The following is an 18,612-nucleotide window of genomic DNA, read 5'->3' as shown; positions in this document are numbered from 1 at the left end:
GCGGAAAGAACTTACTCGGAGTAAGTTACTCGGAGTCAGTTAGACTGCGCAAGTGACCTCGACCACGCCCTCTACCCAGACCGACGAGCCGGCGGGTGGGGTGGTCAAGCGGCGGCGGGACCGGGCCGCGCGGGAGCGGGAGATCCTCGAGGCGGCCGAGCGGATCTTCGGCGAACGCGGCTACCAGGGCACGTCGATGGACGACGTCGCCGCCCAGGTCGGGGTGTCGAAGCCGCTGATCTACCAGTATTACGGCTCCAAGGACGGCCTGTTCCTCGCCTGCCTGGCGCGGTTGCGGACCCAGCTGCTGGACACCGTGTCCGACGCGGTGCTGGCGGCGCCCGATGCCGAGGACGCGCTGTACGCCGGGTTCGTCGCCTGGTTCGAATTCCTCGACGACCACCCGCAGGCATGGTCGGTGCTGATCGACGAGGGCATGCTCGGCATGAGCCCGGCCGCCGGCCCTGCCGCCCAAGCCACCGACGAGGTCCGCGCCGCCTTCATCGACCTGATCGCCACCATGGTCCGGATGAACCTCCCACCCGGCCGCACCCCCGACGAGGACGAGATCCAGATCGTCGCCCAGAGCATCTCCGGCGCCACCGAACGCCTGGCCATCTGGCGCAGCCGCACCCCCACCCCACCCACCCCCCAAAAAGTAGCCCAAACCCTCCAAACCCTCCTCTGGCAAGGCCTAAACCCCCTCCGCACCCCCTAACCGGACCCCGCTCCGCGGCGACAGTCCTTTCAGCCGCCTCCGGCGGCACGCGCGAACTGCAATCACGGGCAACCCCATTGGCGCCGCGTGCCGTGGCGTGTCACAAGCGACCGCAGTCCGAGCCAGCACGGTCCCAACCGACCGGGTGAGTCACAAAGCGTCGGCGGCAGGATCTCCAGGCCGGCGCGGAGTCGGTCATCGTCGGCGAAGCGGTCGAGCAACTGCAATGCGCGGTCGTGGACGGGATGTCTACCAACTGAGGCTGCCCGCTGGATCCCGACGGCAGCGAAGCCGGTGAAGGTCGAGCGCAGGAAGGCGTCGTCGACCCGCGGAAGATCCGACGAGAGCTCGGCGACTGCCCCCAGGTGACGCTGGTGCAGGCGAGCGAGGGCTGTGTAGACCGCAGGTGGTGGTTCGGCGGACCAGTCGAGCGGCGGGCCGGGATAGTTCGGCGTGACGACCCACGGGCCGACCTCATCGTTGCCGGAGTCAAGCAACCGCGGGAACACCGGTTCGACCACAGTACCCGCCGCCGCGGCGCCGTCGGTCGTGTCCAGCAGCCGCATCGCTGCCAACTCCCCCGGCGTCGCACGCTTGGCGACCACGTCGACCGTCGTACCCGGGGTGATGAGCGTGACGCGACCGCCGGCGAGACGACTCCACCGGCCAGCGGCGTACGCCGTCGTATCCCGAGGATCCTGGGACCGAGCCGACTCTGGATCCGATCGAGGCGAAGCGGCACCGACCTGGTCACCCGATCGAGCGAAGGTTCAGCGGAAGTGGGCGTCGGCGGACGGTAGTGAGAGCAGGACGATCACCGCGACCGAGCCGAGGGTCGCGACCAGCAATCGGCCCAGTTGCACCGCGCGGGTCCACGCGGGGAACTCGGTCCTGGCCGCCGCAACCACAGCGCGGCCGTCGAGCGACTGGACCGCGGGATCGGCCGACTTGCGGAAGGCCGCCTGGACCACCTGCTCGGCGAACACCTGACTCGTCATCACCAGTCCGCCGCCGACGATCGCCAGTCCGGCAAGCACGTACGGCGCGATGCGGGCCGGGGCGTAGCCGACGAGCAGGAGTACGGCGACGAGGGTCAGGCACACCGCGATTCCGTACGGAAACAAGGCTTCCCGGGCACTCTCCTTGAACTGAACGCGATGCGCGGCGAGCACGCCGACGGACTGCCCCTGCCGTACCACCTCCGCCTCGGCCGCCCGCTCGGCCGCGTCCCCGTCCCGGCGCGCCACCCAGGTCAGCACCACGAACCCGATCGCCAGCAGCACCTGCAACCCCGCTGCCAGAACTACCGCACTCGCCACCATGCTCACTCCCCAGGTTGAACTAAGTTCAAGAACGGTATCAACCTACTTGAACAAAGTGCAAGAGAAGGCCTCGCGTTGGAAGGGACCAGGCGATGGGCGGGTGACTCGAACGTCCCGGCGACGGCCGCTCCGCGCGGCGGCAGGCGGAGCCGGTGTGCTCAGAACCGCAGCGTGCACGCCACCGCGCGGTGGTCGGACGGCCGCTCCGCGCGGCGCCGGGCGGAGCCGGTGTGCTCAGAACCGCAGCGTGCACGCCACTGCGCGGTGGTCGGAGGGCGTGATGCCGTCGACGGCATCGCCTACCGTCGAGCAGTCGGCGACCGACACCGGACGGTTGAACATGCCCGGCCGGAAGAAGATGTGGTCGATCCGCTGACCGAGCAGCCCGGGCCCGGCCTCGGCAGGAGCTGTCACGGCTGCTGGATCGCCATCACCAGCCACCCAAGCGTCGGTGAGAAGGTCGGTCAGCGGACGCAGTAGCGGGCTCGACGGCGGCGCGTTCAGGTCGCCGGCGACCACGACCGGCAATGGGCCGTCCAGCGACGGATCGGTGGCCAAGGACGCCAGCAGGCCGGCCTGCGCCATTCGGTCGTCGTTGTACGCCGCGTCGTACTCCAGGCACCCCACCACGACGTGCAGCGGCGCGACAGGATGCGCAACCGTGGCCGCCGCCACCGGATCGAACGCCCGATGGCGGGCCGGCATCCGTACCACCCGCCAGCGCGTGATCTCCCATCGGCTCAGCAGCCCGATCCCCACCTCCACGCCGGCATCCCGCGGGTCCCTGGCCACGTCGGAGGCGGGCGGGTACGACGGTCCGCCGTACGCCGCGAACATCCCCAGCTCGGCGCCCAGCGCCACCACCTGGTTGGTTGCCCTGGTCCCCCAAACCTCCTGCAGCGCAACGACATCCGGCCCGTCCGCCCGCAGCGTCTGCGCGATCACCTCATGCCGCGCAACCCACACCGGCCCGAACCGCCACCACACGTTCCAGGTCAGCACTCGCACCTCACCCATACCCCCGCCGTGCCCACCTGCCGCGCCCCGCAACCCCAGAGCCCCCTCGGCCTTTAAAACCCGGCCGACGAATGTCACAGGCCGGTCTTGATCGCTCGTCGTGCCTGGGTCTCATCCTCGCCTCGTCCAGACCCGCCGGCTCCGGACCTACCGCTGGCTGCGGCTCGGCGGACCGTCGAGTTGCCGCCGAACGCCTGACCATCTGGCGCGGCAGCTGTCCGTTCAAGCCGCCCCTGGCGGCACACGCAATCCGAGCGCAGTTCACGGGTGTCATCCCGTCCTGGCGTCGGGGGCATGAACAGGAACCAGTCGGTGCGGACAGCAAATAACGGCTCTTGTGACGGATGTGTGGGCGAGGGCTGAGCGGGGCGCACACCGTTGGGTGGTCGGGTTTGTGAGCGGCGAGGGCGGACCGCCGGGCCATCACAATCGGCTGGCGTCGGCGGTGCCAGGCGGGGTGCCGGGTTGGAAGTGGTGATTGTGATGGCCTGGCGGTCCGGCAGCATCGGGATCCCGTTCGCGGGTGGTCCGGGTGTCATGGGCGCGGCGCACTCGACCGCCCTGGGTGGCGAACTAGGGCACCAAGCTGACGCACACATCAGTCAGAAGAACCCAAATAGCCTGTTCACGGCCCCCAGTCGGCGTGACCAGCCCCGTGAGTCGGCCGGAACCCCGGCCCAGACCGCCGCAAACTGACGCGATACCGACCCGATCCCACCGACTCACACACGCCACACCACTCCCCAGTCCTCACCTCACGAAGACCGACGGTAAACCAGCCCGTCCGCCCCATCCAGACCCACCCGACGCCGACCACGTCGGACCGCGACACCGGGACGCGCACCCCGCCGAAGGCGGCAAGAGGACAGCCGACGCGAAGCGTTGTCCTTTGTGGGTTGTCCTCTGGGCGTTGTTGGACTGACGGATGTCATGGGTGGGGCGTGACGGGCGGGCCAGGGGTGGAGCGGCGTACGCGGCGAAGGTTCTTGGTATGACGACAGAGACTGCGGTCAGCCTGAGGGGTGTGACCAAGAGGTATGGGGCGGTGCAGGCGGTCGCCGGGGTGGATCTGAGCATCCGGACCGGTGAGGTGGTGGCGTTGCTGGGTCCGAACGGGGCCGGGAAGTCGACCACGATCGAGATGTTGATCGGGCTGGTCCGGCCCGACCAGGGCAGCGTGCAGGTGTACGGCGGGACGCCGGTCGACGCGATCGCGCAGGGGCAGGTCGGGGTGATGTTGCAGAGCGGCGGGATCATCGAGGACGCAAAGGTCGGCGAGCTGGTGAACCTGGTGGCGGGTCTGCACCGGGACCCGATGCCGGTCGGTGAGGCGCTCGACCGGGCCGGGATCGGCGATCTGGCCGGCCGGAAGATGAAGGGCCTGTCGGGAGGCCAGAAGCAGCGGGTGCGATTCGCGATGGCGATCATCCCGCAGCCGGACCTGATCGTGCTGGACGAGCCGACGACCGGGATGGATGTCGAGGCCCGGCGGGACTTCTGGGCGTCGATGCACGCCGAGACCGCACGCGGCCGGACGGTGCTGTTCGCCACCCACTACCTGGAAGAGGCCGACGCGTACGCCGATCGCGTCGTGCTGATGCGCAACGGCAAGATCGTTGCCGACGGCACCGCTGCGCAGATCAAGGCGAGCGTGTCCGGCCGGCGGATCCGGGCGACCGTGCCCGGCGCCGACCTCGCGGCTCTGGCGTCGCTGCCCGGCGTACGCAACGTGGAGACGCGCGGCGACGTGGTCCTGATGCAGTGCGCCGACTCCGACGACACCTTGCGCTACCTGCTCGCGAACACGCGGGCCCACGACATCGAAGTGACGTCCGCCGACCTCGAGGACGCGGTCCTCGCCATCGGCGCCGAACAGGAGAGCCTGGCATGAACCGCGACTACCTGATCTTCGACATCCGCCGCACCCTCCGGAACCGCCGGGTGCTGATCTTCGCGATCCTGATGCCGCTGGTGCTGTTCGTCATCTTCGGCGTCACGCTGCCGAAGGATGCCAGCGAGGGCGGGATCTCCGCGGTCGCGTACGTGATGGTGAGTATGGCGATGTTCGGCTCGATGTCCGCCGCGATGAGCAGCGGCGGCGTGATCGCGGCCGAACGCGACGGCGGCTGGAACCGCACCCTGCGACTCACCCCACTGAAGCCACAGGCCTATGTGGCCAGCAAGGTGATCCTGTCGCTGCTGCTGGCGCTGCCCCCGCTGCTCGTGGTGTTCCTGTCCGGGATGATCTTCGGCCACGTCCACCTCGACGCCGGCCAGTGGGCAACGGTGGCCCTGGTGTCCTGGCTCGGCGCGCTCCCGTTCGCCGCTCTCGGCCTGGTCATCGGGTACGTCGCCAAGCCGGACAGCGTGCAGCCGATCACCGGACTGGCGACGATGCTGATCGCGGCCTTCGGCGGACTGTGGTTGCCGGTGGACCAGATGCCGTCGCTGATGAAGCACATCGCCCAGCTGACTCCGGCGTACTGGACCGGGCAGACCTCGCGGAGCGCGTTGACGCAGAGCGGTCTGGACATGCACGCGCTGCTCGTGGTGCTGGGGTGGACCGTCGTACTGGGTTTCGTCGGCCTGCGCCGGTTCCGGGCCGACACCGCACGTGCCTGAGGTTCGTGCATTAGCGTGACTGATGTGACGCGGACCCCAACCCTGGTCGAGGCCCTGGCCGAGCGTGGCAACACCCGGCCAGGACGCTGGGGCTGGATCGCTGCCGGGGTCTGGCTGTTCTACCTGTCCAGCCCGTTGAACGCGATCCTGGACCAGCAGGGCGCGACCCGGGTGTTCGGTCTGGTCACGCTGGGTCTGTTCGCCCTCTCGTACCTGGGTTTCTTCGGCTGGATCCGCCGGATCGGCCTGTCTGGCGGGCTGGCGACGTGGCAACGGTTCGCGTACCTGGGCGCGATGCTCGCGCTGACCTTGGCGCTGATCCCGTCGGCCGGCCAGAAGGCGCTCACCTGCTGCGTGTACATCGCCGCGGTCGCGATGATGGCGCTGGAGGTGCGGGCCGGCGTCGCCGTCGTGCTCGTGCTCCTCGTCGGGGCCGAGCTGTCGATGCGGGTCGTGCCGGACTGGACCACGGACAACAGCTACGGGTTCGCGATCTTCCTCGGGGCGCTGGCCGTCTTCGGGATGCGGCGAGCGATCCAGCGCAGCATGGAGCTTGCCAAGACCCGGCAGGACATGGCCGAGCTCGCGGTCCAGGAGGAGCGGAACCGGTTCGCCCGCGATCTGCACGACATCCTCGGGCACTCGCTGACCGTCATCACGGTCAAGGCCGAGCTGGCGGGCCGGCTGATCGCGGCCAATCCCGAACGCGCGAGCGCCGAGGTCGCCGAGGTGGAAAGCCTCGCGCGGGCGGCGCTGGCCGACGTACGAGCGGCTGTCGCGGGGTACCGCGAGCTGAGCCTCGCCGGTGAGCTGGTGTCCGCGCGAGCGGCGTTGCGGGCGGCGGAGATCCGGGCCGAACTGCCGACCACGGTCGACGAGGTCCCGGAGGAGAACCGTGAGCTGTTCGCCTGGGTGGTGCGTGAGGGCGTGACGAACGTCGTACGGCACTCGGGCGCCAGGCGCTGCACGATCCGGCTGAATGCCAATCAGATCGAGGTTCTGGACGACGGTAAGGGGCCGACGCCTGGTGGTGGCGCGTCCGGTCACGGGTTGATCGGACTGCGGGAGCGAGCCGACCAGGCCGGCGCGAGCCTCCAGGTCGGCCAGGCGCCGGGCGGCGGCTTCCGGCTGGCTGTCAGGGTGGGCCCGTGACCATCCGACTGCTGATCGCGGACGACCAGGCCCTGGTTCGCGGAGCGCTGGCCGCGCTGCTGGATCTCGAAACCGATCTCGAGGTGGTGTCCGAGGTCGGGCGCGGCGACGAGGTGATCGAGGCCGCGCGGGCGACCAAGCCGGACGTCGCGCTCCTCGACGTCGAGATGCCCGGGCTGGACGGGATCGAGGCGGCCGCCGCGCTGCGGAGCGCCGTACCCGGGGTGCGGATCCTGATGGTCACGACCTTCGGGCGGCCCGGGTACCTGCGGCGGGCGATGGAGGCCGGTGCGGCCGGGTTCGTCGTCAAGGACACGCCTGCGGCCCAATTGGCCGACGCCGTACGGCGGGTGCACCAAGGCCTCCGCGTGGTCGACCCTTCGCTGGCCGCGGAGACGCTCGTCGCGGGCACGAGCCCGCTGACGGCAAGGGAGTCCGACGTACTGCGGGCCGCCCTGGAGGGCGGGACGGTCGCCGACATCGCCAAGGAGCTGCACCTGTCCGAGGGCACCGTCCGGAACCACCTCTCGGCGGCGATCGGCAAGACCGGCGCCCGCACTCGCGCGGAGGCGGCACGGATCGCGGTCGACAACGGCTGGCTCTGAACCTTCCGCCCAGCATAGGGTTGGGCAAGGGGAGGGGATCACGATGTCGATCGAGCAATTCAGCGTGCGGGGGCGGTTGGCGGACACCGGCGAGGGGATCACCGCGGACGAGCTGCAACTGGCGGCTCGGAACCACGGCATGCCACTCGAGGGCCTGCGGTACGACGTGACACCACCCGGACTGCACTACGTCCTGGTGCACTACGACATCCCGGCGACGAACGCGAGCACCTGGTCGCTCAGCATCGACGGATGCGTCGAGCAACCGTTGTCGTTGGGGCTGACCGCGCTGCGCGCGATGGGCCGCCGGACCGTGCGGGTCACTTTGGAGTGCGCGGGCAACGGGCGCGCGGCGCTGCAGCCGCGGCCGATCAGCCAACCCTGGCTGAACGAAGCCGTCGGTACGGCGGAATGGACCGGCGTGCTGCTGTCCGACCTGTTGCGACTGGCCGGGATCCGCGAGGACGCCGTGGACGTCGTGTTCACCGGCGCGGACCACGGGGTCGAGCGCGGTGTCGAGCAGGACTACCAGCGTGGCCTGTCGGTCACCGAGGCGATCGACTCGGGCGCCCTCGTCGCCTGGGAGATGAACGGTCAGCCGTTGCCGCCGCAGCACGGTTACCCACTGCGCCTCGTCGTACCCGGGTGGTACGGGATGGCCAGCGTCAAGTGGTTGCGGTCGATCGAGCTGATCGACCACGAGTTCGACGGGTTCCAGAACGCGGTGGCCTACCGGATCCGGCAGAGCGCCGACGACCCCGGTGAGCCGGTGACCCGGATCCAGCCGCGCGCGTTGCTGGTCCCGCCCGGCTTCCCGGACTTCATGAGCCGCCACCGTTTCGTTGCCGCTGGCACCGTTACGCTGCACGGCCGGGCCTGGTCGGGCTGGGCGCCGATCGAGCGGGTCGAGATCAGCGTGGACGCCGGGGTCAGCTGGGAGACCGCGAAGTTGGATGCCGTCGGCAACGACGAGCTGGCCTGGCGCGGTTTCAGCCACGACTGGGAGGCCACTCCCGGCGAGCATGTCGTCACCGTCCGCGCCATCGACGCCAGCGGCCGCGAGCAACCGATTGAGGCGGACTGGAACCGCGGCGGCTTCGCCAACAACACCGCCCAGCGGATCACGGTTCTGGTCACCTGAAACGCGTGTCGTTCGGCGGTTCCGGGGCCGCGCAGTCACATCCTGGAGAGGTACACGGTCTCACTCTCGTAGGAGTGTTGCGGTGAACGATCTGGGTGTTGAGGTGCACTTGCACGCACGGGTGTTCCGTACGGCGGGCGAGTGGTACGCCGACGTCGACGACGAGCTCGACCCACAGCCGGACGACCCGTTCTGGTGTGGTTCCTACCAGTCCCAGCGCGCCGCGATCGACGCGGCCTGCGCGCGGATCGCGGCGATGCAACTGGCGAACACGACACGGCTCAGCCAACAGGCCTCCTGATCACTCCGGCTCGTTCTGCGCCGGGCCGCCGATCCGGTACGGCGTACTCACGCCTTCGTACATGAGGTGCGTCATCAGGCCCTCCGACGCGTGCGGAAGGTTGTGGCAGTGGTCCATCCAGACGCCCGGGTTGTCGGCCAGGAAGGCGATCTCGTACGTCTCGTCGTCACCGACCTCGAGCGTGTCCACCCACCACGGTGAACCGGTCGCCGCGACGCCGTTGCGCGACAGCACGACCGCGTGGTGCCCGTGGAGATGCATCGGATGCGCCTGGCCGCTGGTGTTCGAGATCGTCATCCGTACGACGTCACCCTCGGCCACCATGAACATCGGCACGTCCGGAAACTTGTGCCCGTTGATCGTCCACCACAACCCCGGCATCCCGTCGAGGAACCCGGGCCGCCGGCCGATCCGGTACTCGAACTTCCGGTCCGCCTTCGCCGGGTCGAGCCCCAGCGGCGCCGGCGTGCCGTAGGTCAGCAGGTCCACGGTCTCCCCCGGCAGCTCACCGGTCGGCGCATTGGCGCCGATCCCCAACGACAGCGTCGAGGATCCCGCCACCAACCGCATGCCCCCGGCAGGCACCACGGCCTCGAGATCCACTCGGGCCCCGGCCGCCAACGGGAAGGCAGCCGTGACCGGAGTCGGCCCGTGCACGTCCCGTCCGTCGACCGCGACCACCTTGTACGGCGTCCCGAGCAGCCCGACCCGCAGGATCGCGTTGTCGGTGTTGATCACCCGTACCCGAGCCTTCGTACCGGCGGGGAGGTCGACCTGCTGAGTCCCTGTCCGGCCGTTGATCGTCCGCTTCCCGTCGTACGTGTGAATCGCCGCGATCACCTCACCGGGCTGCTCGGGCGCGATCACGATCGTGCCGAACAGACCGCCCTTGACCTCCTCGCTGGACACCTGGTGCGAGTGGTACCAGTACGTCCCCGCCTCCTCGGCCGTGAAGCGGTACACATGCTTCTGCCCGATCGGTACGGCGTCCTGCGTCACGCCGGCCACGCCGTCCTCGGCGTTCGGTACGTCGATCCCGTGCCAGTGCAGCGTGGCGCCGTCCGCGATGTTGTCGTTCACCAGCGTCACCTGGACCAGGTCGCCGACCTTCGCCCGGATCAGCGGGCCGGGTGACGTCCCGTTGAGCGTGTAGCCGTCCATGGCTTCACCACTGGCCAGCTGGTACTTCGTCTTCCGGGCGGTCAGCGTGACGTCGACATCCGGGGTGCCTGTCTTCGGTCCGGTGAGGTCGACGACGCTCGTCCCGCCGTGGTGGTGCTCGTGTCCGCTCGACGCGGGTCCGCCGCCGTAGTCGGCGTACCCCATGTCCATGGCCGAGTAGTCGTTGGGGACCAGGCTGGTCGCCCAGAGGTACCCCAGCGGTGCGAGCACCGCCAGGGTCACTCCCAGGGCGATCAGCTGCCGTCTCCGGTTAGACATTGGCCGGCTGCTGCGCGGAGACCTCGGTCGAGCGACGGGCCGCCGCACCTGCGACACCGGCGATGGCCAGGCCGTTGATGCCGTGCAGGACGCCGAGCGCCGGGATGCCGAACGACACCACCGCGAGGACGAACTGCACCGCGACCAGAGCGACGATGATGCCGGCCAGCGACCGGCCGCGCGGGACGTCGGTCAGGAAGGACACGATCAGCAGCAGCAGCGCGACCAGGCCGATCGCCGTACCGGCGATGCTGTGGTAGCTCTGGCCGAAGTTGCTGTAGTCCGCCCCGATCACGACGCCGTCGCCGGCGTCCTTCGACACCGTGAATCCGGCCAGCGCGATGGCCGCGACCTGCAGGACGACGGCGATCGCGATGGCCAGGCTGAGGACCCGGTAGACCGTTCTCATGCCCGACGCTCCTGCCGGCGCTTCCGCACGATGACGACAGCAGCCACGATCGCCAGCAGCGGCAGAAGCGGCGGGTGCCCGCCACCCACCACGCAACCGATCGACGCGATCAACGCCAGCGCACCCAGCGCGATCAGCAACGGCAACGGGATCTTCCCGAGCGGGCCCCGAGCCGCCCAGGGCGGGCGACGTCCCGGCCCGGCGTTCGGTGCAGCACCCTCAGGTGCGGTCCACGGCGGCTTGGTCCAGCCCCACGGGCCGCCCCAGGCCTCGCCGCTCTCGGCACCAGCCCGGTGTTCGCCTGGAAGATCCGAGAAGAGGGCTGCCAGGTCGGCGTCCGTCTTGGCCTCGAGGGCCTGGCCGATGCGTTCGGTGTGCTCCTCGGCGGTCAGCCGGCCGGCTTCGTAGTGCTCGCCCAGACGCTTGACCGCGTCCTCGCGCTCCTTGTCGCCGATGCGGATCGGTCCGCCCGGCCTCTCGTCGTTCATCTCAGACTCTCCTCGGTGCTCGCAGTTGTTTCGACTGCACCAAGGTTGTCCTCGACAGCACCCTCACCGCGTCGCCTCGGCGGCGACACCTCACCTACCCCCGGAGGAGCACACTGCGCCCTCGGACGCAGTACGACGTACTCCCCCGGGCGTAGGCCCGACCCGGGAAAACCCTCAGGCGTTCGCGGAGAGGATCTTGTTCACCTCGTCGTTGGCCTTCGTGAGCGAGCTGGGTTCTGCCTCGAACGACATCACCGCGTCCATCGCCGGGGTCATCACCGCGGTGACGTCCGCCGCGTTCGGGTTGGCCGGGTACGGGAACACGTCGCCGGCCTCGACCGGCTCCAGGAACGGCGTCACGTCCCAGCCGTTCTTCGCGAACGCGTCCTTCGCGGCCGGCATACTCGCCGCCACCGCCGGGAACACCACGCCCGCCTTCGCGACGATGTCCTGCGCGGTCTTGGAGCCGAGGAACTTCACCCAGGCCCAGGACGCGTCCCGCCGGGTGGTCCCGGCCCAGATGGTGTCCGCGAGCCCGTTCATCATCGACATCCGCTTGCCGACCGGCCCGATCGGCAGCCGGGCCAGCTTGGTCTTGACCTGCTTCAGGCCGGCGTAGGTGGCGAGCATCCAGGACCCGTTCGGCGTCATCCCGTACTTCCCCGCACCGAAGCTCGTGGTGACATCGACCCCGGACTTCGCCTGCGCGTACGTCGGCATGTACCCCTTGGTGATGAGGCCGCGCCACCACCCGATCGTGTCGGTGAACTTCGGGTCGCCGTAGAAGAACTTCGTCCCCCACGGCTCGCCCTCGGAGTACTTCCACCCGTTGATCGCGGCGTACCAGCTCCAGCTGGTCTGCCCGTCGCCGCCACCGGCGTCGGCGTACCCGAGCCCGTAGACCTTGACGTCGTTCTTGTCGAACCCGGGCTGGTCGCCGCGGCGGCCCTTCGAGTCGACCGTCAGCCGGCGCACGATCTCCTCGAACGTGCCGCCGTCCTGCGGGTTCCAGGTCATCGAGTTCAGCTGCTCGGCACTGATCCCGGCCTGCTCGGTGAACGTGCTGTTGTAGAAGTAGACCTCGGTGTCCCAGTCCTTCGGCAGTCCGTACCGCTTGCCGTCGGCGCCGATCCAGCGGTCCGCCAGGCCCTTCTGGTAGATGCTCAGGTCCACGTTGTCCCGGGCGACGTAGTCGTCGATCGCCAGCACCTGGCCCTTGTCGGCGAACAGCGGGTACTTCGACGAGTGCCCGGTGAACACGTCCGGCGCGGTGTCGGAGATGAACCCGGTCACCAGCTTGGACCAGTAGTCGTTCCAGCCGTACTGCTCGATCTTCACGGAGTACTGCGGGTTCTGCTCGTGGAACACCTTCGCGCACTCGGTGTACATCGGCAGCTGAGCCGAGTCCCACAGCCAGTAGATGACCTCGCCCTCACCCCGGGCGGCGGCGCCGTTGTTGCACGCGGCAACCGCCGGGGCGACGAGGCCGGCCAGTCCGGCCTTCAGCAATGTCCGTCTCGACAGATTCATCGGTAGCCTCACTTGATCCCGGAGAAGCCGATGGAGTTGGTGATCTTCTTGGCGAACGCGCAGAACAGCACGATCATCGGCAGCGCCGCGATCAGCGCGGCGGCCATCAGCCCGGCCCAGTCCGGCCCGCCCTGCGGGGTCTGCGACCGGAACACGCCGAGCGCGACCGTCAGCACCCGGACGTTCTCATGCTGCCCGACCAGCAACGGCCAGAAGTAGTCGTTCCAGGAGTTGATGTAGGTCAGGATCGCCAGCGTGGCGATCGGCGCCCCACTCATCGGGATGATCAGGCTGAAGAAGATCCTGCGGTGCCCGGCGCCGTCGATCATCGCCGACTCCTCCAGCTCCCGGTTGATGCCGAGGAAGAACTGGCGCAGGAAGAAGATCGCGAACGGTGTCATGAACGCCCCGGGCAGGATGATGCCGGCGAAGCTGTTCAGCAGCCCGAGGCTCTTGATCAGCGCGAAGTTCGGCAGCGTGGTGAAGATCGGCGGCACCATCAGCGCGGCCAGGAACAGCGCGAACACCTTGTCCCGGCCGGGCCAGCGCAGCCGGGCGAACGCGTACGCCGCCATCGCGCTGAAGAACACCTGGCAGATCGTGGTGACCGTTGCCACGATCACCGAGTTGCGCAGGTACAGCCAGAAGTTCACCGAGGCGCCGGAACCGCCCTGCGCCTGGGCCTCCTCCAGCGTGGACAGCCCGAGCACCCGCTTGAAGGCGCCGAGCGTGGTCTCGACCGGGAGCAGCGAGTTCGGGTGCCCGGCGAGCTGGGTGTTGTCGGACAGCGCCGTACGCAGCATCCAGTAGAACGGGAAGAGCGTCACCAGCGTCAGCACGATCAGGCAGGCCCAGGCGACCGTGCGGCCGACGTTCAGTTGCTTGGTCATGCCAGGTCACTCTCCTTCGCCCGCAGCAGCCGCAACTGGACCAGCGAGATCACCGCGAGGATGGCGAACAGCACCATCGCCATCGCGGAGGCGTATCCGAAGTCGAACCGGGTGAACGCCCGCTCGTAGATGTAGTAGTAGATGACCCGGGTCGCGTTGATCGGGCCACCGGCCGTCGTCACCGCGACGGTGTCGAAGATCTGGAACGAGCCGATCATGGTGACCACCAGGACCATCACCAGGACCGGCCGCAGCAGCGGCAGCGTGATCCGCCAGAACGTCCGCCACTCGGTCGAGCCGTCCACCTCGGCGGCCTCGTAGACGTACTTCGGGATCATCTGCAGCCCGGCGAACACCAGCAGCGCGGTGTAGCCCATGTGCCGCCAGATGTTGATCCCGGCGATGGTCGGGATCGCCCACTGGGACTCGCCGAAGAAGGCGACCGGGTCGACGCCGATCCAGGTCAGGCCGCGGTTCACGATGCCGACCTGGAAGTCGAGCATCCAGTACCAGGCCAGCGCGACGACGACGTTCGCGACCAGGTACGGCAGCAGCACCACCGCCCGGACCGTGATCGACTGGGTCAGCCGGTACATCAGCATCGCGATCCCGACGGCCAGCACGGTCTGGATGCCGATGTTGAGCACGACGTACTCGACCGTGACCACCAGCGCGTTCCAGAACAGGCTGTCCTGCACCATCCGCTCGTAGTTGGCCAGGCCGTTGAAGTCCGGCGCGGACAGCAGGCTGTACTCGGTGAAGCTCAGGTACGCGCCGCGCAGCGTCGGCCAGATGTAGAAGACGACGAAGCCGAGCGATGCCGGGGCCAGGAAGATCATCGCGACCTTCAGGTCCCCCAGGCTGCGCCGTCTGGGCGGCGCAGCCTGCTCCCCGTGACTTCGTCTGCTGGTTCTCGGTGGTGCGTTGGTGGTCGCGGTCACGGGGATCTCCTTCTCGATCGGCGATCGCCTAGGCCCTGGACGGCTAGTCGATCGCAGTCACATCCAGCAACATCGCGTTCTCGGGCCACTGCGCCGGGATCTGCACCCCGACCGCGGCCAGTGCTGCACCGGTCAGCTCCACCGGTCCACCGTCGGTCCACCACGAGACCTGGCGCGACTCCGGTCCGGGTATCGCCGGCTTGCTCACGCGGTACGTCCGGTTCGGGTCGAGCCCGGGCAGCCGGACCCGTCCGACGGCCGAGGTGACCGACTGGGTCAGCTGTACGGCGGCGTAGACGGCCCGCGAGCCGTCCTGCGCCACCACCCCGTGCAGCAGAAAGTCGTCGGGACCGCGGTCGGCGCGGACCACGCGTCCGGTGTGCAGCAGCGGCCGCAGCTCCTTGTGGAGGGCGACCCAGCCGGCCAACTCCTTGCGCTCGTCGGCACTCGCGGAGGCGATGTCCCACTCGATGCCGAAGTGGCCGAACAGCGCGGTGATCGCGCGGAACGACAGCACCTGGGTGCGGCCGGTGGTGTGCGCCCGCGGCGGGCCGACGTGGCAGCCGATCAGCTCCGGCGGCAGCAGCAGCTGCGTGTAGCGCTGGATCTTCTGCCGCTCCAGTGCGTCGTTGCTGTCACTGCCCCAGACCCGGTCGGTGCGCTCGAGGATGCCGAGGTCGACGCGGGCGCCGCCGGACGAGCACGACTCGATCTCCAGGCCCGGGTGCCGCCGCTTCAGCTCGTCGATCAGCCGGTACACCGCGAGCGTCTGCGCGTGGATGCCGGCGGTGCCGGTCAGCTGGTTGCCGCCGTCGACGAAGTCCCGGTTGTGGTCCCACTTCAGGTAGGCGATGTCGTACTCGGTCAGCAGCGCGTCGAGCCGCTCGAGGATATAGTCGTAGGCCGCCGGGACACCGAGGTTCAGGCCCTGCTGGTGCCGCGCGGTCGGCGGCATCCGGTTGCCGGTGGCAAGGATCCAGTCCGGGTGCTCGCGGGCCAGGTCGGAGTCCGGGTTCACCATCTCCGGCTCGACCCAGAGCCCGAACTGCAGCCCGAGCCCCCGCACGTGGTCGACCAGCGGGTGCAGGCCCTTCGGCCAGATCCCCTCGTCGACGTACCAGTCGCCGAGCCCGGCGTGGTCGTCGCGCCGGCCGCGGAACCAGCCGTCGTCCAGCACGAACCGCTCGGCGCCGACCTCGGCGGCCGCGTCCGCGAGGGCCTTCAGCTTGTCCAGGTCGAGGTCGAAGTAGACCGCTTCCCAGGTGTTCAGTACGACGGGACGCTCGGTCTTCGGGTGGTTGTCCCGGGCCCGGAGGAACTCGTGGAAGCGCGCCGACAGCCGGTCGAGGCCGATGCCGTACGAGCCGTAGATCCACGGCGAGCTGTAGGTGCCCTCGGATTCCAGACGGCCCTCGCCGGGCAGCAGGAGCTCGCCGCCGCCGATGACGCCGTACCCACTCATTCCACGCTCGGCGTAGGACCGGTGGTTGCCGCTCCACGCGGTGTGGACGGACCAGATCTCGCCGGTGCCGAAGTCGAAGCCGGGGGTGCCGGCGATCAGCAGCAGGGTGGCGTCGGCGCCGGTGCGGCCGCGGCGGTTGTCGCGGATGTGCGCGCCCTGGGTGAACGCGTGCCGCTGCGGGTGCCGCTCGCCGATGTGCCGGCCGGTCATGTCGAGCAGCTCGGTCGCCTCGGTCGGGACCGGCAGCGCGAGCACCAGCCCGTCCACCGTGTACGGCGTCGCACCGGTGTTGGTGAGATCCGCCTTCGCCCGGACCAGGCCGGAGTCGGTCAGCTCGATGGTCAGACGGATCGCCAGGCCGGCCTCGTCGTCCACGGCGTCGGCCTGCACGGTGTTGCCGGTCTGGGCGACGCTGGTCAGGCGGAAGGCTGCGGAGAAGTTCCGGCCGTCCCGGTGGCCGCTCAGGCCCGGCAGGCCGAACCAGCCGGTGGCGTACTCGGGCACGATCGCGACGGGCTGGTTGTCGTCCAGGCCGTTGCCGTCCTGGGCCGCGCCGGCCCCACGCCGCAGATCCAGCAGAGCCTGCCCGGTCAGCTCACCCAGGTCCGCGCCCCAGTGCAGGACGGACGGAAGGGCGGGACCAGAGCAGTCCAGCACCAGACTGACCCCGGCAGCCCGGAGCTGCAGTACCTCGATGTTCGACACTGTTGATTCACTCTGCTTTCTGATTGATTTCAGGACGGAACTATTTACCCCGCCAGCCCGGATGTCAATGCTTCACGAAGTTAAGTAAATAGCTTAGATGTGTCAGCGTTGTCAGCCCAGTGGCTGAGCAACCGCTATCCGGCCGGGAGTCAGGCTTCGGTCGCGCCCGACGCTCAGGCGGACAGGCGTACGCGCACCAGGAAGTCGTGTAGCGCGGGCTCGGCCGACGGGCGGTCCGGCAGTTGGCCGGCGGCCTCGGCCTCGTCGAGGGCCGCGTGCAGCCGGCTGACATCCTCGGCCAACCGCTCCCCCGGGATCCCTTCCAGCGATCCGTGCTCGGCCTCGGCCTTGGCGGCCATCAACTCCGGCAGGTACGCCGGAGCCTCGCTCAGCTCGGCCAGTTCGCGCAGATCCGCCTGGACGACTCCGGTCCGCATCAGATTGATGCCGGTGAGCAGCACCCGAAAGGTGTAGAGCAGCGGCTTGAGCTCACCCTTCTTCTCGAAGAAGTCCCACTGCGTGTTCGCGAACCCGCGGTAGTGGTGAGCGTGCCACTTCGTCACGCAGTCGGCAGCGAGCGCCTTGAGCTCGTCGTACTCGGGTGTGTTCACGACGACGAGTGGGGAGAGCACCTGCTCGAGCACGTAACCGGTGCGGCGCAGCATCAGCCGGGCGAACTTCGCCAGGTCGTGGGTGACGAGATCGACCTCGGCCTCGTTCTCGAACCAGGTCCGGTCGAGGGTCTCCGGGCCGGTCCGCAGCCCGACCACCTCCGCGGCCGGGAGGACGTGGACGCCGCGCAGGTCGACGTCGGAGTCGCGCGACGGGAAGCCGTACAGGTGTGCGCCGGAGACCGTTGCGAACAGCAAGCGGTACGGCTGCTCGCCCATGATGGTCCGCAGCTCGGCGTAGTCGAGCTGCCGCATGTCACGCGTCACCGAGACTCCTCTTCCGGACCGACCGCAGCCAGGCGTCCACTCGTACGACATCGGGTGTCGCCGGCAGAACTGTTCGCTGCAAGGCGTTGTCGAGCTCCTCGTGCAGCCCGAGCCGCCAGCGCTCGACCTCGTCCCAGGACAGTTCACCACGCTTGACCGCGAGCAGTCGCTCCCGGTCCGGGCCGACGTCCACGACCAGCTTTGCCTCCAGCAACAGAGCGCGGGCCGCGAGCAACAACCGGAGGAGGTGCATCACGTGCTTCCACTTCGGCGCACCGTCGCGGCGGAAGTCCGCCTCCAGCTTCTTGAACTGGCTGAGCACGTAGCCGGAGTACGTCTGGTAGGCCAGCTGCGAGAGGAAGGCCTCGCGCAGCTCGATCAGCTCTGCGCCGAGTGGCGTCTGCCGGACCACGAGCGGCGAGTGCAGCACCTCGAGCAGGTTCGGGTTGGCCTTCAGCGCGAGCTCACAGAACCGCTCGACCTCCCACGAGAACCACTCCGGCTCCGGGCCGTCGACATGGGTCAGCGGCTTGGCGAGCGACCAGAAGGACTCGGTTGGGGCGACATACACGCCGCGGGTGTCCGTGTCCGACGCGTCGGTGTCCAGACCGAACGCCCGGGACCCGACGACCGCCGCGTAGATGGTGTGGTCGAGCACCAACCGGTCGCCGTCGGGCTGGTCCAACTCGATCGCTTCGGCCTGGTACGCCGTACGCAGGCTGAGCTGGTCGCGACGGGCAACGGTCTCCCGGCCGTCGGCGAGCCGCACGGTGTAGCGGCCGTCGGGGGTGACTCCGGCGACCCGCCCGGTCGCTCCGCGTTGCGCCGTTCCGCCGTGGTAGTCGGGTGCGGCGACCCGGATCACCACCTGAGTCCCCACCGGCAACTGCGGTCCCACCAACGCCATGCCCGCATGCTGTCACGCCGGACG

19 protein-coding genes are annotated in these 18,612 nt (G+C 69.2%); 7 read left to right on the top strand and 12 right to left on the bottom strand.

Annotated elements, in window-relative coordinates:
* Positions 1 to 52: 52 nt before the first annotated feature.
* Entirely contained in the window at positions 53 to 718 is a 666-nt protein-coding gene (locus ACIBGM_RS43195) for a TetR/AcrR family transcriptional regulator (RefSeq protein ID WP_396388863.1), read from the top strand.
* A gap of 62 nt (positions 719 to 780) precedes the next feature.
* Here ACIBGM_RS43195 and ACIBGM_RS43190 read toward each other — a convergent pair whose 3' ends face one another.
* The 3 genes from ACIBGM_RS43190 to ACIBGM_RS43180 form a co-directional block, all read right to left on the bottom strand.
* On the bottom strand, positions 781 to 1,323 hold the full coding sequence (locus ACIBGM_RS43190; protein WP_396388862.1) for a hypothetical protein: 543 nt from the start codon (positions 1,321 to 1,323) through the stop codon (positions 781 to 783).
* 165 nt (positions 1,324 to 1,488) lie between these two features.
* A complete protein-coding gene (locus tag ACIBGM_RS43185; RefSeq protein ID WP_396388861.1) occupies positions 1,489 to 2,040 on the bottom strand; it encodes a hypothetical protein in 552 nt (183 codons plus the stop codon).
* 234 nt (positions 2,041 to 2,274) lie between these two features.
* On the bottom strand, positions 2,275 to 3,057 hold the full coding sequence (locus ACIBGM_RS43180) for an endonuclease/exonuclease/phosphatase family protein (protein WP_396388860.1): 783 nt from the start codon (positions 3,055 to 3,057) through the stop codon (positions 2,275 to 2,277).
* 991 nt (positions 3,058 to 4,048) lie between these two features.
* On the opposite strand from ACIBGM_RS43180, the gene ACIBGM_RS43175 reads away from it, so the two are divergent.
* The 6 genes from ACIBGM_RS43175 (at position 4,049) to ACIBGM_RS43150 (ending at position 8,878) form a co-directional block, all read left to right on the top strand.
* Complete coding sequence (locus ACIBGM_RS43175) at positions 4,049 to 4,948, top strand: ABC transporter ATP-binding protein (RefSeq protein WP_360524256.1); 900 nt, start codon at positions 4,049 to 4,051, stop codon at positions 4,946 to 4,948.
* Positions 4,945 to 5,679, top strand: coding sequence for an ABC transporter permease (locus ACIBGM_RS43170; RefSeq protein WP_396388859.1), 735 nt, complete (start codon positions 4,945 to 4,947; stop codon positions 5,677 to 5,679). The genes ACIBGM_RS43175 and ACIBGM_RS43170 overlap by 4 nt, the downstream gene beginning before the upstream one ends.
* Before the next feature lie 15 nt (positions 5,680 to 5,694).
* Positions 5,695 to 6,831, top strand: a complete 1,137-nt coding sequence (locus tag ACIBGM_RS43165) for a sensor histidine kinase (RefSeq protein WP_396388858.1) — start codon at positions 5,695 to 5,697, stop codon at positions 6,829 to 6,831.
* Positions 6,828 to 7,436, top strand: coding sequence for a response regulator transcription factor (locus ACIBGM_RS43160; protein WP_396388857.1), 609 nt, complete (start codon positions 6,828 to 6,830; stop codon positions 7,434 to 7,436). Before ACIBGM_RS43165 ends, ACIBGM_RS43160 begins: the two co-directional genes overlap by 4 nt.
* Before the next feature lie 43 nt (positions 7,437 to 7,479).
* Positions 7,480 to 8,577 carry a sulfite oxidase gene (locus ACIBGM_RS43155; protein ID WP_396388856.1) on the top strand — a complete coding sequence of 366 codons (1,098 nt, stop codon included), beginning with the start codon at positions 7,480 to 7,482 and terminating at the stop codon, positions 8,575 to 8,577.
* An 82-nt stretch (positions 8,578 to 8,659) separates the two neighbouring features.
* Positions 8,660 to 8,878 carry a hypothetical protein gene (locus ACIBGM_RS43150; RefSeq protein ID WP_360524271.1) on the top strand — a complete coding sequence of 73 codons (219 nt, stop codon included), beginning with the start codon at positions 8,660 to 8,662 and terminating at the stop codon, positions 8,876 to 8,878.
* Here the strand turns inward: ACIBGM_RS43150 and ACIBGM_RS43145 are convergent, their stop codons facing one another.
* From ACIBGM_RS43145 to ACIBGM_RS43105, 9 genes are all read right to left on the bottom strand, one after another.
* Positions 8,879 to 10,318: a multicopper oxidase family protein gene (locus ACIBGM_RS43145; RefSeq protein WP_360524274.1), complete on the bottom strand. Its 1,440-nt coding sequence runs from the start codon at positions 10,316 to 10,318 to the stop codon at positions 8,879 to 8,881. It abuts the gene before it with no gap.
* Positions 10,311 to 10,727: a hypothetical protein gene (locus ACIBGM_RS43140; protein WP_360524277.1), complete on the bottom strand. Its 417-nt coding sequence runs from the start codon at positions 10,725 to 10,727 to the stop codon at positions 10,311 to 10,313. Before ACIBGM_RS43140 ends, ACIBGM_RS43145 begins: the two co-directional genes overlap by 8 nt.
* The gene (locus ACIBGM_RS43135) at positions 10,724 to 11,215 is read right to left on the bottom strand and encodes a DUF1707 domain-containing protein (RefSeq protein ID WP_360524280.1); all 492 of its coding nucleotides are present in this window, start codon (positions 11,213 to 11,215) and stop codon (positions 10,724 to 10,726) included. The genes ACIBGM_RS43140 and ACIBGM_RS43135 overlap by 4 nt, the downstream gene beginning before the upstream one ends.
* A 174-nt stretch (positions 11,216 to 11,389) precedes the next feature.
* The gene (locus ACIBGM_RS43130; RefSeq protein WP_360524283.1) at positions 11,390 to 12,745 is read right to left on the bottom strand and encodes a sugar ABC transporter substrate-binding protein; all 1,356 of its coding nucleotides are present in this window, start codon (positions 12,743 to 12,745) and stop codon (positions 11,390 to 11,392) included.
* A gap of 8 nt (positions 12,746 to 12,753) precedes the next feature.
* Complete coding sequence (locus ACIBGM_RS43125) at positions 12,754 to 13,635, bottom strand: carbohydrate ABC transporter permease (protein WP_396388855.1); 882 nt, start codon at positions 13,633 to 13,635, stop codon at positions 12,754 to 12,756.
* On the bottom strand, positions 13,632 to 14,576 hold the full coding sequence (locus ACIBGM_RS43120; RefSeq protein ID WP_360524289.1) for a sugar ABC transporter permease: 945 nt from the start codon (positions 14,574 to 14,576) through the stop codon (positions 13,632 to 13,634). The genes ACIBGM_RS43125 and ACIBGM_RS43120 overlap by 4 nt, the downstream gene beginning before the upstream one ends.
* 43 nt (positions 14,577 to 14,619) lie before the next feature.
* A complete protein-coding gene (locus tag ACIBGM_RS43115) occupies positions 14,620 to 16,743 on the bottom strand; it encodes an alpha-galactosidase (RefSeq protein ID WP_396388854.1) in 2,124 nt (707 codons plus the stop codon).
* Positions 16,744 to 16,916: 173 nt separating this feature from the next.
* Positions 16,917 to 17,681, bottom strand: coding sequence for a DNA polymerase beta superfamily protein (locus ACIBGM_RS43110; RefSeq protein ID WP_396388853.1), 765 nt, complete (start codon positions 17,679 to 17,681; stop codon positions 16,917 to 16,919).
* On the bottom strand, positions 17,671 to 18,588 hold the full coding sequence (locus ACIBGM_RS43105) for a DNA polymerase beta superfamily protein (protein WP_396388852.1): 918 nt from the start codon (positions 18,586 to 18,588) through the stop codon (positions 17,671 to 17,673). The genes ACIBGM_RS43110 and ACIBGM_RS43105 overlap by 11 nt, the downstream gene beginning before the upstream one ends.
* Between the last annotated feature and the right edge of the window lie 24 nt (positions 18,589 to 18,612).

The organism is Kribbella sp. NPDC050470 (assembly GCF_044458365.1).
Lineage (GTDB): Bacteria > Actinomycetota > Actinomycetes > Propionibacteriales > Kribbellaceae > Kribbella.
The sequence above is the reverse complement of the archived record's forward strand: the minus strand, read 5'-3'. Positions and strand labels throughout refer to the sequence as shown.